General features: G+C 59.8%; 14 protein-coding genes. 12 read left to right on the top strand and 2 right to left on the bottom strand.

Going from position 1 to position 13,401, the window contains the following annotated elements:
* Positions 1–16: 16 nt before the first annotated feature.
* Entirely contained in the window at positions 17–745 is a 729-nt protein-coding gene (locus tag FIU92_RS06080) for a cytochrome c (protein ID WP_152457716.1), read from the top strand.
* On the opposite strand, the gene FIU92_RS06075 is transcribed toward FIU92_RS06080, so the two are convergent.
* Positions 739–2,691 carry a 4Fe-4S binding protein gene (locus tag FIU92_RS06075; RefSeq protein WP_152457715.1) on the bottom strand — a complete coding sequence of 651 codons (1,953 nt, stop codon included), beginning with the start codon at positions 2,689–2,691 and terminating at the stop codon, positions 739–741. The genes FIU92_RS06080 and FIU92_RS06075 overlap by 7 nt on opposite strands.
* A gap of 262 nt (positions 2,692–2,953) precedes the next feature.
* Here FIU92_RS06075 and FIU92_RS06070 point away from each other — a divergent pair, with 262 nt between their 5' ends.
* From FIU92_RS06070 to FIU92_RS06025, 11 genes are all read left to right on the top strand, one after another.
* Positions 2,954–3,508, top strand: coding sequence for a DUF3305 domain-containing protein (locus tag FIU92_RS06070; protein ID WP_152457714.1), 555 nt, complete (start codon positions 2,954–2,956; stop codon positions 3,506–3,508).
* Positions 3,505–4,086, top strand: a complete 582-nt coding sequence (locus FIU92_RS06065; protein ID WP_152457713.1) for a DUF3306 domain-containing protein — start codon at positions 3,505–3,507, stop codon at positions 4,084–4,086. The genes FIU92_RS06070 and FIU92_RS06065 overlap by 4 nt, the downstream gene beginning before the upstream one ends.
* Before the next feature lie 4 nt (positions 4,087–4,090).
* A complete protein-coding gene (locus FIU92_RS06060) occupies positions 4,091–4,702 on the top strand; it encodes a molecular chaperone (RefSeq protein WP_152457712.1) in 612 nt (203 codons plus the stop codon).
* 57 nt (positions 4,703–4,759) lie between these two features.
* Positions 4,760–4,948, top strand: a complete 189-nt coding sequence (locus FIU92_RS06055) for a ubiquinol-cytochrome c reductase iron-sulfur subunit N-terminal domain-containing protein (RefSeq protein ID WP_152457711.1) — start codon at positions 4,760–4,762, stop codon at positions 4,946–4,948.
* A 105-nt stretch (positions 4,949–5,053) separates the two neighbouring features.
* Positions 5,054–7,948, top strand: a complete 2,895-nt coding sequence (locus tag FIU92_RS06050; protein WP_152457710.1) for a formate dehydrogenase subunit alpha — start codon at positions 5,054–5,056, stop codon at positions 7,946–7,948.
* A gap of 12 nt (positions 7,949–7,960) precedes the next feature.
* Positions 7,961–8,554: a formate dehydrogenase FDH3 subunit beta gene (gene fdh3B, locus FIU92_RS06045; protein WP_010439472.1), complete on the top strand. Its 594-nt coding sequence runs from the start codon at positions 7,961–7,963 to the stop codon at positions 8,552–8,554.
* Positions 8,555–8,665: 111 nt separating this feature from the next.
* The gene (locus FIU92_RS06040) at positions 8,666–9,016 is read left to right on the top strand and encodes a putative quinol monooxygenase (protein ID WP_152457709.1); all 351 of its coding nucleotides are present in this window, start codon (positions 8,666–8,668) and stop codon (positions 9,014–9,016) included.
* A 27-nt stretch (positions 9,017–9,043) separates the two neighbouring features.
* Positions 9,044–10,240 (top strand): formate dehydrogenase subunit gamma, encoded by a 1,197-nt coding sequence (locus FIU92_RS06035; protein WP_152457708.1) that lies wholly within the window; start codon positions 9,044–9,046, stop codon positions 10,238–10,240.
* Positions 10,241–11,503 carry a c-type cytochrome gene (locus FIU92_RS06030; RefSeq protein WP_152457707.1) on the top strand — a complete coding sequence of 421 codons (1,263 nt, stop codon included), beginning with the start codon at positions 10,241–10,243 and terminating at the stop codon, positions 11,501–11,503.
* Between the two features lie 13 nt (positions 11,504–11,516).
* Positions 11,517–11,642 (top strand): hypothetical protein, encoded by a 126-nt coding sequence (locus FIU92_RS23115; protein ID WP_256367494.1) that lies wholly within the window; start codon positions 11,517–11,519, stop codon positions 11,640–11,642.
* The gene (locus tag FIU92_RS06025; RefSeq protein WP_152457706.1) at positions 11,643–12,515 is read left to right on the top strand and encodes a helix-turn-helix transcriptional regulator; all 873 of its coding nucleotides are present in this window, start codon (positions 11,643–11,645) and stop codon (positions 12,513–12,515) included.
* A 49-nt stretch (positions 12,516–12,564) separates the two neighbouring features.
* Here the strand turns inward: FIU92_RS06025 and FIU92_RS06020 are convergent, their stop codons facing one another.
* Positions 12,565–13,380, bottom strand: coding sequence for a substrate-binding domain-containing protein (locus FIU92_RS06020; RefSeq protein ID WP_152457705.1), 816 nt, complete (start codon positions 13,378–13,380; stop codon positions 12,565–12,567).
* Between the last annotated feature and the right edge of the window lie 21 nt (positions 13,381–13,401).

Genomic DNA, 13,401 nt, shown 5'->3' with positions numbered 1-13,401 from the left:
GAAGTTACGTTGAGCCATGCGCTTTGTCCTCTTGTGCCTGAGCCTGACGCTCTCTGCCACCCCCTCTTGGTCACAAGAGGCGATTGGCCTTGCGGCCCCGGCAGAGGTTAAAGACTCCGGCCTGTTGCAACATATCCTTCCTCGCTTCTCTCTCAAGACCGGGATCCGTGTTATTGCAGACGACGCCGGGGTCATGGTGCTGGAAACCGCGCCGCCCGGTGATCCGGTCTTTGCCCGCAACGACGTGATCTATCACCTGCGTATCGAAGACAACGACCGCCAGACCCGTTTTCTTGAATGGCTGAAATCGGATATCGGCAAGCGCACGGTGGAAAGCTTTGCCCCGGCAGACGGAGGGCCCTACTCTGCCAGTTTTGATATTGCCGTGGTTGAGTCCGGTGACATCGTTGAAGGCGACACCCAACTTGGCGAAGAACTTTCGATGACCCATTGCGGGCGCTGTCATGTCATCGGGCCAAGGAACCGCATGAATGGCCTGGGGTCGACGCCCTCTTTCGCCGTTCTGCGCGCAATGCCCGACTGGTCGCAGCGATTCGAAGCGTTTTTCGCCCTGAACCCCCACCCCGCATTCACACAGATCGACGGTCTGACACCGCCTTTCGATCCCGAACGCCCGTCTCCTATTCACCCGGTTGAGATGACATTGGACGATCTTGACGCGATCCTGGCGTTCGTATCGCGCATCGACGCTGCGGATCTGGGCGCACCCCTGAAACTTCAGTGATCCTTTCTGTCTGAATAGTAATCCTCGGTCGTGACGACCCGAGGCTTGGGCTTTGACTGGAAAGGATTGTCTTGCTGTTGGAACTGCACGTTCACCCGGCAATTGTCACACATCTGGATCATCCGCGCCTGATCCGACGTCGCGAACATCGGATGCGTGCCCGACAGCTTCTCCATGATCCGCTCAACCGTGGACTTCACGCCGAACAATGCCCCGCATTCCACGCAGGCAAAAGGTTCTTCTTCGTTCAGAACCTGCTGTGACAGGGCCGCATCGCTGAGATCAAGTTGTGGAACAAGCGTGATCGCATCCTCGGGGCATATGGTCTTGCACATCCCGCATTGCAGACAGGCATCTTGCTGGAAGTTCAATTGCGGCTTGTCCGGATTGTCGATCAACGCACCGGATGGGCACAGCGACACACAGCTGAGGCACAGGGTGCAGCTGTCGGTATTCACTGCAACCGCCCCGTAAGGCGCATTTTCGGGCAGCGGCAAAGGCGATTCAGCCTGCGGGTTCAGCGCCTGTGCTGCCAGCCGCGCGATTTGCCGGCGATTGCCCATAAGCAGAACCGGATCGGACAAAGGCCGGGGCACCGCTTGCCCGTACAGCAGATCGGACATCGCATCGGGGTCTGTTTCGTCAATCAGGCCTATACCCTCGGGGCCTGCAATGGCATGTGCCAATTCAAGCTCCCGGTTCAACGCCTCGCGTTCGGTCGTCGGTGCCAACAGCACGTCCACCCGCGCGAACCCATGCGCCAGAGCAGCCAGCATCTCGGCATGGCCAAAGCCAGATATCACATTCAATTCCAATGGGATCACGTCCGAAGGTAATCCACGTCCGAAACGCGCCGCCAACCGGATCATTTCGGCCCCGTGGGCGTCATGGACAAGCAACCGAGGCGCGGTGCCGCCGGCCCGTCGATAGGTACGGGCCAGAATATGCATCCGCGACAACAGCGCCGAAACAGGTGGGTCTTCGTAGGTTATGGCCGTTGAAGGGCACAGCGCGGCGCAAGCACCACAGCCTGCACATACCATCGGGTCAATCGCCACATGCTCGCCCGCCGGGGAAATCGCACCGGTTGGGCAGATATCCAAACAGTTGGTACAGCCCACCTGCTCGGCCCGGGAATGGGCACACAGGGTTTCTTCCACCCGCACATAAAGTGGCTTTTCGAATGTCCCCACCAATTGCGCGGCTTCAAAAGCCAGACGTTCCACGGAAACCGCATCCCTGGGATCAGCCCGCAGATAGCCTTCGCGCTTGTCCGGGGCCTGAACAAAGGGCGTTTCTCCTGCCAGATCGATGACAATGTCACACGAAGAAAGCGCACCGTCCTTTGGATCGGTCCAAGCAAACGCGCCGCGCCCACCGGGCACGACCTGCTGAAGCGCGTCCAGACGCAACGAAAACCCACCAAGCGCACCGGAAACCGAACGAAGCTGCCCCCGCACCACGTCATAGGCGCGCGAGAGAGGCTCTGACAAATCGGTCGTCATGACGGTCACTGCCAACGACTCCGCCAGACGCTCTGCCAGATCAAAGGCCACCGCACCGGGTCCGATGATGAAACAGGTGCCTTCACTGAAGACATCCACGCTGGGTGTGACCGGTTGCGCCAGAACGGCCTCGGCCGCCAAAGCGGCCATCTTGGGGGTCGCATCCGCACCTTGGTCTGACCACCCGGCCCGATCGCGCAGATCGACAAATCCGGGCACGTCGATATTCAGGTCTTCGGCCAGTGACCGGAAAACGTCATGCTCTTGCGCACAAGCGATGACGGTATCACCTTCTTTCATCAAGGCGGCGGCGGACTGCAACTCATCGGTACAAAGCGCGGTATGCAACTTGGAACAGGCAACGCCGCAGGCGCTTTCGATCTTGTCCGGATCGATTGCCTGTGTTCCGGCGCAATCACATAGCAGTAGTTTCGTGGCCATATCCTCTCCTCGGGCAACCGCCCCGGTTCCATGCACACTAGGCTGTACCCCCGGGAAAGCAACTTCAACCCCTTGCCGCGTTTCCTGCATAGGGTTGAATTTCGGCAATAATTGCCACGAAACACAAGCATTCACAGGCCTGCTCACGCAGTTGCTACCCTGGACTACGACCAAAGTCGTAGAGCTTAGGCTTGGCACACAGCCAGTTTGTGTACCATAGTGGACTTGGAAAGGCAGGGGAGAGCCTTTCGGGGAGGAGCCAGTGGCCAAGGCCGCAAGCCAGACTGAAATGCCGGTTGGCGTCATCGTGCGCAAGACACCCGGGGTCACACGGTGGGCCCGGTGGAACTGGCGCGCTGTGGCCCTTTTACCCGGCGCGGGGCCGGCCGACTGGCAGGAACTGCGCCGCGAAGGCGATGCTGTCGAGTATCACGCGGCCACCTTGCCCCTGACGCTCTGGGCGGATGAAACCGAAGCCTACATGGTTAACTTGTCGGATGGGCAGCCTTCGCTGTACCTTGTGCTGCGGGACGAACTGAAAGGCGAAACTCCCCTGAATGCAGTTCTGATCACCGCCTCTCCGTTCGAGGGACAGGATTACGCGGATACCGGTGAAGAAATTGTCGAGAAGATCCCGATGACCGAAGGGCTGATTGCCTGGGTTCGCGATTTTACTTTGAAACACCATCAGCACGAAGTGTTCGTCAAGCGCCGCCGCGACAAGAAGCGGACAGATCTGGTTGAAGACGGTAAGGGTGATGCTCGTATCCGGCAGACGTCGGACGTGTATCGCGCCCCGAGAAAGGCGCTGCAATGAACCGGCCCGATGATTTCTGGTCTCGCCGAAAGGCCGCCGTTCAGGCCGAAGCCAAGGCCGAGGCACTGGCCCTTGAAGAACAGGTGATCGCAGAACGGCAAGCGGAGCTGGAAGAAAAGGATGACGCCGAGATCCTTGCCGAGTTCAACCTTCCCGACCCAGAGACCCTGCAACCCGGCGACGATGTTTCGGGCTTCATGGCCAAGGCCGTGCCCGATCGCCTGCGCCGACGTGCCTTGCGTCGGCTGTGGCGGCTGAACCCGGTTCTGGCCAATGTCGACGGGCTGGTTGATTACGGCGAGGACTACACCGATGCGGCCTGCGTGATCGAAAACATGCAAACCGCCTATCAGGTTGGAAAGGGCATGCTGGCACATATCGAAGCACTGGCGGCCGACGCGGAAGAGGCCAAAGACGATGCTGCTGAAAGCGAAGCCGATACGCGCGCTGAACCCGAGGCCGCGCCGGTCGAACCCGATCCCGGGCCCGAGCCGGTTTCCGTCGCCCGCGCGGACGAGCCGGAAGAAATCGACCTTCCCCCGGCGCCACGTCGAATGACATTTGAATTTGAAGGATGACCGAATGACCGCAAGTGACGCGCACACTCTGGACGTTTCAGCCGAGGATCGCCTGCGCGCGGATTTCTACAACTTTCTGGGCTTGCTGCTGGCCGGTCCACCCGACCAGATGCTGCTGGATCAAATGGCGGGCCTCAGCGGGGATGACACAGATCTTGGTCAGGCCATCCAAGCCATGGCGCGGGTTGCAAAGGTCACCAAGCCCGCCGCCGCGGAGCGGGAATTCAATGCATTGTTCATCGGTTTGGGTCGGGGCGAATTGCTGCCATATGCCAGCTTCTACCTCACGGGTTTTCTGAACGAGAAACCTCTTGCGCAGCTCCGCAATGACATGGCGGTGCGTGGGATCACACGCGCCCAGAACGTGTTCGAGCCCGAGGACAACATCGCCTCATTGATGGAGATGATGGCAGGCATGATCGTTGGGCGTTTTAGAAGCCCGGCATCGCTTGAAGACCAGAAAGCGTTCTGGAGCAAACATATCGGCCCATGGGCCGCACATTTCTATTCGGATTTGGAAGCTGCTGAAAACTCGGTTCTCTATGCATCCGTCGGCACCGCCGGTCGGGTATTCATGGAGATCGAGCGCGAAGCGTTCCGGATGACAGCGGGGTAGCCCGCAAATCGCCGGTGCCCCGTGGGCACCAAACCGCAATTGGGACAGGAGGAGCCCATGAGCAAGACCAAGGAAGAAGGCACCACACGCCGCGACTTCCTCAAACTGGCCGGAACCGCAGCGCCTGCTGCTGTTGCCGCCGCCAGCCTGACTGGGAAAGCCGAAGCGGCCGAAGCGCCGACAGACGATACCCGCATCCAGGATACCGCGCATACACGCGCCTACATCGAAAGCACCCGGTTCTAGGATCGGACGTTTTCACACCCGACTGACGGTTGCGATTGGCCCCGACGTCGGCTTCAGCAGTACCAAGCCAGCCGTGGCATACACGGCGCGCAAGGGAGGAAACAAATGCTTAGGAAAAAGACCAACGGGGTTGCGAGACGCCCCCAGCGGACAAGTATCCTGTCCCAGGTCGGCGAGAAAACCGTCGATCGCCGCGCATTCCTGCGTGGCTCGGGCCTGACGATCGGCGGCCTTGCCGCGATCAGCGCCACGGGTGGAACCGTGACGCCAGCCAGCGCCCAGACCGCAGCCAACACGGCTGTCGAGAACATCAAGTCCGTCTGCACGCATTGTTCGGTCGGTTGCACGGTGGTTGCCGAAGTTCAGAACGGCGTCTGGATCGGGCAGGAGCCCGGCTGGGACAGTCCGTTCAACCTGGGCGCCCATTGTGCCAAGGGTGCCGCCGTTCGCGAGCACGCCCATGGCGAGCGCCGCCTGAAATATCCGATGAAAAAGGAAGGCGGAGAGTGGAAGCGCATCAGCTGGGAAGAGGCGATCAACGAGATCGGCGACGGCATGATGAGCATCCGCGAAGAATCCGGGCCTGACAGCGTGTACTGGCTGGGTTCCGCCAAGCACAACAACGAACAGGCCTATCTGTTCCGCAAGTTCGCCGCCTACTGGGGCACGAACAACGTGGACCATCAGGCCCGGATCTGCCACTCGACCACTGTTGCGGGCGTTGCGAATACATGGGGCTACGGCGCCATGACCAACAGCTACAACGACATGCACAACAGCAAGGCGATCTTCATCATCGGCGGCAACCCGGCCGAGGCGCATCCCGTCTCGCTGCTGCATATTCTGCGCGCAAAAGAGCAGAACAACGCCCCGCTGATCGTCTGCGACCCGCGCTTTACGCGCACTGCGGCGCACGCGGATGAATATGTCCGTTTCCGCCCCGGCACGGACGTTGCGCTGATCTGGGGTATCCTCTGGCACATCTTCGACAACGGTTGGGAAGACAAAGAGTTCATCCGCACCCGTGTCTGGGGCATGGATCAGATCCGCGAAGAAGTTGCCAAGTGGAACCCGGATGAGGTGGAACGTGTCACCGGCACTCCGGGGTCGCAGTTGAAGCGGGTTGCCCGCACGATGGCCAACAACCGTCCCGGAACGGTTGTCTGGTGCATGGGCGGGACGCAGCATACCAACGGCAACAACAACACCCGCGCGTACTGCGTACTTCAGCTTGCACTGGGCAACATGGGAACCTCGGGTGGTGGCACCAACATCTTCCGCGGTCATGACAACGTTCAGGGCGCAACGGACCTTGGTGTTCTTTCCCATACCCTGCCCGGCTATTATGGCCTGTCCGCAGGCGCATGGGGTCACTGGGCCCGTGTCTGGGGCGAAGAACCTGAATGGCTGGCCGGTCAATTCGCCACGATCAAGGACAAGGACGGCAAGGACAAACCGCTGCAGAACGAGCGCGGCATTCCTGTTTCTCGCTGGATTGACGGTGTTCTGGAAGACCCGGCCAACATGGATCAGGACAACAATGTCCGCGCCATGGTTCTGTGGGGCCACGCGCCCAACTCGCAGACCCGGATGACGGAAATGAAGACGGCGATGGAAAAGCTGGACATGCTGGTCGTGATCGACCCGTATCCCACCGTTTCCGCCGTTTTGCATGACCGTACCGATGGCGTCTACCTGTTGCCCGCCTGTACGCAGTTCGAAACCCGTGGCTCGGTCACGGCCTCGAACCGGTCGCTGCAATGGCGCGACAAGGTGGTCGATCCGCTGTTCGAAAGCCTGCCGGACGAGGTCATCATGGCCAAGTTCGCCAACAAATTCGGCTGGGCGGATCGGTTCTTCCGCAATATCGAGATGGAAGATCCCGAAACCCCGAATGTTGAAAGCATCACGCGTGAGTTCAACTCGGGCCTCTGGACCATCGGCTATACCGGTCAGTCGCCGGAACGTCTGAAAAGCCATATGGCCAACCAGCACACGTTCGACAGAACCACACTGCAAGCCATTGGTGGACCAAACGACGGCGAGTATTATGGCCTGCCCTGGCCCTGCTGGGGAACGCCGGAGATGGGTCATACGGGGACACCAAACCTCTATGACATGTCCAAACCGGTGGCCGAAGGCGGCCTGACCTTCCGTGCCCGTTTCGGCGTGGAACGCGACGGCGACAACCTGCTGGCCGAAGGGGTTTATAGCGTTGGATCGGAAATTCAGGATGGCTATCCAGAGTTTACGATGCAGATGCTGATGGATCTTGGCTGGGACGGTGATCTGACGGCCGAGGAACGCGCGGCCATCGACGCCGTGGCCGGACCAAAGACCAACTGGAAAACCGACCTGTCCGGCGGCATCCAGCGGGTCGCGATCGCACATGGCTGTGCGCCCTTCGGGAACGCCAAGGCCCGCGCGGTTGTCTGGACCTTCCCGGATCCGATCCCACTGCATCGCGAGCCGCTCTACACCAATCGGCGCGATCTGGTGGCGGACTATCCCACCTACGAGGACCGTCAGGCCTATCGCCTGCCCACCCTTTATGCATCGATCCAGAAGAACGACTTTTCAAAGGATTACCCGATAATCCTCACGTCTGGTCGTCTGGTCGAATATGAAGGCGGCGGTGACGAAACCCGGTCCAATCCGTGGCTGGCCGAGCTTCAGCAGGACATGTTCGTCGAGATCAATCCGCGCGATGCCAACAACCTTGGCATTCGGGACGGATCACAGGTCTGGGTCGAAGGCCCCGAGGGCGGCAAGGTCAAGGTGATGGCGATGCTGACCAACAGGGTCGGTGCCGGCGTGGCCTTCATGCCGTTCCACTTCGGCGGCCATTTCCAGGGCGAGGACCTCAGGGAGAAATACCCCAAAGGTGCAGACCCCTATGTGCTGGGTGAAAGTACCAACACCGCCCAGACCTACGGCTATGATTCAGTAACCCAGATGCAGGAGACCAAGGCGACTCTCTGCAAGATCTGGGCAGCGTAAGGAGGACGATTAATGGCTAGAGCAAAGTTTCTCTGCGACGCTGAACGCTGCATCGAGTGCAACGCCTGCGTAACCGCGTGTAAGAACGAACACGAGGTGCCGTGGGGCATCAACCGCCGCAGGGTGGTGACGATCAATGACGGCAACCCGGGCGAACGCTCGATCTCGGTCGCCTGTATGCATTGTTCGGATGCGCCCTGCATGGCGGTGTGCCCGGTCGACTGCTTCTATCAGAACGAAGAAGGGGTCGTCCTGCACTCCAAGGACCTGTGCATTGGCTGCGGCTATTGCTTCTATGCGTGCCCCTTCGGCGCGCCGCAATATCCACAGGCGGGTAACTTCGGATCGCGCGGCAAGATGGACAAATGTACCTTCTGCGCCGGCGGCCCCGAGGAAACGCACTCGACCGCAGAGTTCGCCAAATACGGTCGCAACCGGATCGCCGAGGGCAAGCTGCCCATCTGCGCCGAAATGTGTTCCACCAAGGCCCTGCTCGCCGGTGACGGCGACGTGGTTTCCGCAGTTTACCGTGAGCGCGTCGTGGCGCGCGGTTTCGGCTCGGGCGCCTGGGGTTGGGGCACGGCCTACGACCAGAAAGACGGTTGAAATCGGGCTTTTGACAAAACAGCCTCCCGCCCTTTGCGGGGGGCTTTTCAGGTGATGTGATCGGGGATCCGTTTCCTGCAACGTCACAGCAAACAAATTTGAGAGGCGCGCATGACCAATCATGTTTACTGGCTGCTGAAGCTTGACCTCGATCTGGATAAAAAGGATGAGTTCGAAGCGCTTATGGCGGAAATGGTCGCGGCCACGCTGCAAGAAACCGGCGCCAGAAGCTATGAATGGCACATGACCGGTTCGGCTGTTTATATCTATGAACGCTATGCTAGTTCCGAAGATGCCATGATACATATGCAAAATTTTGGTGCTAACTTCGCTGAACGGTTTCTGGCCCTTCTGACGCCAGTGGGGTTGGACGTGTATGGTCCGGCCAAGGATGATCTTCGCGAAGCGCTCGCACCGGTCGGCGCCGTCTTTCACCAGCAAATTGGCGGGTTTGACCGCTGATATGAAATTGCACAGGAGGATACCCCTATGCGTCTGATCCAGTATCTGCTGGTTTCGATTTTTCTGACCGGAGCCGCATGGGCGCAAGAGACCTCTGAACCCACGGCAGATGAGCGCACCTCGACCGGCGGAGCAACAACCCTGGAAGACATTCTCGCCCGGCAGCGTGGTGAAACCGTCGACAACAGCTATCGTTCCGAGAACACAGGTCAGGGCAATGCCGAGGGGTTGCTGGGTCAGCTTGGCACGCGCGGTGTGGCCTCGGACAGTGACGTGTATCGCGCTTTGCGCTATGGCTCGGCTGATGTGACGGTGTCTTCTCATGGTCCGGCAGACAGCGTGCTGATTCAGGATGGCGGCATGTGGTGGCTGACCTTCCGCACCGGACCGCTGCGCGAATACGGCACCTATATCGTTGCCGGGATGCTGGGCATCATCCTGTTGTTTTTCCTGATCCGAGGCAAAATTCGCATCGATGGTGAGAAAACCGGCCGCACGGTCACGCGTTTCAATGGGTTCGAGCGGTTCGGCCACTGGCTGTTTGCCGGGTCGTTCCTGATCCTTGGCGTCACGGGCCTGCTGACGCTTTATGGCCGCGACTACCTGATCCCGGTTTTCGGGAAAGAGGGCTTTGCGGCCCTCGCACAGGGCTGCAAGTGGTTGCACAACAATCTGGCCTGGGCCTTCATGCTGGGCCTGATCATCGTCACGGTAAACTGGATTGCCCATAACATCCCCAACCGCGTCGATCTGAAATGGCTGGCCGCAGGTGGCGGGTTGTTCACCAAGAACAGCCACCCACCGGCAAAGAAGTTCAACGCCGGTCAAAAGATCATATTCTGGGCCTGCATCCTGCTGGGCGTCTCCATCAGCCTGTCGGGTCTGTCGCTGTTGTTCCCATTCGAGATGCCCTTGTTTGCCAAAACCTTCCAGATCGCCAATGCGACCGGTATTCCACAAATGATGGGCCTGAACTTGCCGGAGCAGATGTCGCCGCAGGAAGAAATGCAATATGCCCAGGTCTGGCACGTGATGGTTGCTTATGTGTTCATTGCGATCATCGTGGCGCATATCTATCTCGGCTCTGTCGGAATGGAGGGCGCCTTTGACGCCATGGGCACCGGCGAGGTCGAAGAACAATGGGCCCGTGAACACCACTCTTTGTGGCTGGAAGAAGTTCAGGAAAAAGAGGCAGGCAAAACCGCCGCCTCGCCTGCTGAATAGATGCGGGGGCTGGTTCTGGCCCTGGCGCTGATCCCTCTGCCCGCCTTGGCCGAATTCTTCACACTCAAGGGACACGGCGGCCCAATCATGGGGATCGCCACAGCCCCGGACGGGCGTATCGCAACAGCCAGTTTCGACAATTCCGTCGGACTGTGGGCTGATCGGACCCCCGAATGGCTGGAAGGTCATGAAGCCGCCGTGAACGCCGTTGCCTTCAATGGCACGGCCATCTACTCGGCCGGAGATGACTTCACCCTGCGCAAGTGGCCCGGTGGCGACGTGGTTGGGCGACATCAGGGCAAGATCGTGGGTCTGGCAGCATCCAAGACCCACGTCGCAACCGCCAGTTGGGACGGAACGATTGGGATTTGGCCCGTGAACGGAGCCGCGCCCACAACTCTTGGACCGACCGGAAGCGGTGTGAATGCCGTGGTGTTTTCTTCTGACGACACACAGCTTTATTCAGCAAGCATGGATGGGTCGCTGCGCATTTGGGATATCTCGACTGGACAAGAGATCATCCGGCTCATCGAACACGGGTTCGGCATCAACGAATTGGTCCTGAATGAACAGGACAACTGGATCGCTTACGGTGCCGTTGACGGAGTGACCCGAATTCTGGACCTTTCCACCGGTGAAGAACGCGATTTCACTCTGGATCGTCGTCCGATCCTTGCCATGGCGCTCAGCCCGGATCGTCGGTTTCTGGCCGTTGGTGACGGCGAAGGCTATATCATGGTCATCGATACCTCGGACTGGCGCATCGCGCAGGACTTTCGTGCAACGTTGCGGGGGCCAGTCTGGGCCCTGGCCTTTTCGGTCGATGGTGAAAACATCCATGCTGGCGGGATCGACGAGGCCATGTACAGTTGGCCGGTCAACGCCTTGTCCAACCGGCAACAGATGGCTTCTGCCGAGCCGAGTTTTTTGCAAAACCCCGACGAGATGGACAATGGTGAGCGTCAGTTCGCGCGGAAATGCTCGATCTGTCACAGTCTCACCCCCGACAGCCGGCGCCGCGCAGGTCCCTCCTTGCACGGGGTTTTCGGCAGACGCGCGGGCACGTTACCGGGATATTTGTTCTCGGATACGCTGCAAGGCTCTGATATCATTTGGAATGACGAAACGATAAATGCTCTTTTCGACGAAGGGCCTGACCATTACATTCCGGGGTCCAAGATGCCGATGCAGCGAATTACACAAGCTCAGGATCGTCAGGATCTTATTGCTTTTCTGCGCCGCGCAACGGGTGCCCGGAACTGAACTGGAGGAGACCATGAAAGCCTTTCTTGCCGCGGTCGCCGCGATGGTCGTCATTGCAGTGGCAGCCCCTGCCGTGCTGGATCGGATCGGTTTCACCGCCGCCGACGCCACGTCCGGCTCTGCCGTGCGCCTCGACTGAATGTCGCAATACCTGACCACCCGCGAACTGGCCGATTTGCTGCGCATCGGCGAGCGCAAAGCCTATGATCTTGCCTCCTCGGGCGAGGTGCCCTGTGTTCGCGCCATGGGCAAGCTGCTGTTCCCGCGGGCCGAGATCATTGCTTGGCTCAACGCGTCGCGATCCGGTCCGCAGGTCGCCGAACCGCCCCTGCCTCCGATTGTAGCAGGCAGCCATGATCCTCTGTTGGACTGGGCGCTGCGTGAAAGCGGATCGGGGCTTGCCACCTATTACGACGGCTCCTTTGACGGGCTGACACGGCTGAGCGAACGCAGCGCACAGGCGGCCGTGTTGCATATCCACGAAGACGGAGGGTTCAACGAAAAATCCCTGCGGGACGCCTTGGGCGAAGGGCCGGTGGTGTTGTACGAAATCGCCCGACGCAAGCGCGGGCTGCTTCTTGCCCCGGGCATATCGGATATCAGATCGTTCAAGGATCTCAAATCGCGCCGCGTGATCATGCGTCAGGACAGTGCGGCCAGCCAACACCTGTTCGATAGCCAACTGGAAGCCCATGGCATGAGCCGAGACGATCTGGACGCAACCCCCGGCTGCGCACGCACCGAAGAGGAACTGGCCATCGCCCTTCACGGCGAAAAGGCCGAGGCCGGCTTTGGGCTGGGGGCTTTGGCAGGGCTTTACAACCTGGGTTTCGTCCCCACCCATTCCGAGAGGCTGGATCTGGCGATTTGGCGCAGGTCATATTTTGATCCGCCAATGCAGAAACTGATAACGCTGCTGCGCTCGGATCAATTTGCGCAAAGGGCCCGTGAATTCGGTGGCTACGACCTGTCGGGCCTGGGCACGATACACCACAACGGTGCCAGCGGTTGAGCCCTCACCCGCCTTTTACCTTGTCGGGATGCGCCCGCCGCAGGCCGGCTTAGTCGGCGTTCGGAAAGAACACCTGCTGCCCGTCCAGCCTGAACGACGCAATCGCCTCCTGCCCGTCCGGCCCCGTCAGCCAGTCGATAAATCGTTGGCCGGAAGCTGCTCGCACATGCGCGTGCTTGTCAGGGTTCACAAGAATCACGCCGTATTGATTGAACAGGCGTGGATCCCCTTCGACCAATACCTCAAGATTTCCCCGGTTCCCAAACGACAGCCACGTCGCCCGATCCGTCAGCGTATAGGCATCCATTCCACTGGCCACGTTCAGCGTCGCGCCCATACCAGATCCGGTCTCGCGATACCACGTACCCGAAGCTTCGGCAGGGTCCAGCCCGGCTGCGGACCAATAGCCCAGTTCAGCCTTGTGTGTTCCGCTGTCGTCACCGCGTGATGCAAACGGCGCTTCGGCCTCGGCGATTTTCGACAGCGCGGCCAACACATCGGCGCCGCCGCGAATTCCGGCAGGGTCAGACTTGGGGCCGACCAGAACGAAATCATTGTACATCAGATCCTTCCGCTCTACGCCCCAACCGTCAGCAACAAATTTCTCCTCGGCTGGTTTGGAGTGAACCAAAAGAACATCCCCGTCCCCGTTGATGGCGTTGCGAATGGCCTGACCGGTTCCAACCGCCACGACACGAACATCGATACCTGAATCGGCTTCGAACCACGGAAGGATGTATTCCAACAGTCCCGAGTTCTGTGTGGACGTGGTCGACTGCACCACAATATACGGCTCTTCCGCCGAAACCGCGCTGGTCAACAGGCCCAAAGCCACCGCCGCTGCCCGAATTGCTTTTCGGAACATCACTCTCTCCGCTTTCTCAGT

It is taken from the genome of Ruegeria sp. THAF33 (assembly GCF_009363615.1).
Taxonomy (GTDB): domain Bacteria; phylum Pseudomonadota; class Alphaproteobacteria; order Rhodobacterales; family Rhodobacteraceae; genus Ruegeria.
The sequence above is the reverse complement of the archived record's forward strand: the minus strand, read 5'-3'. Positions and strand labels throughout refer to the sequence as shown.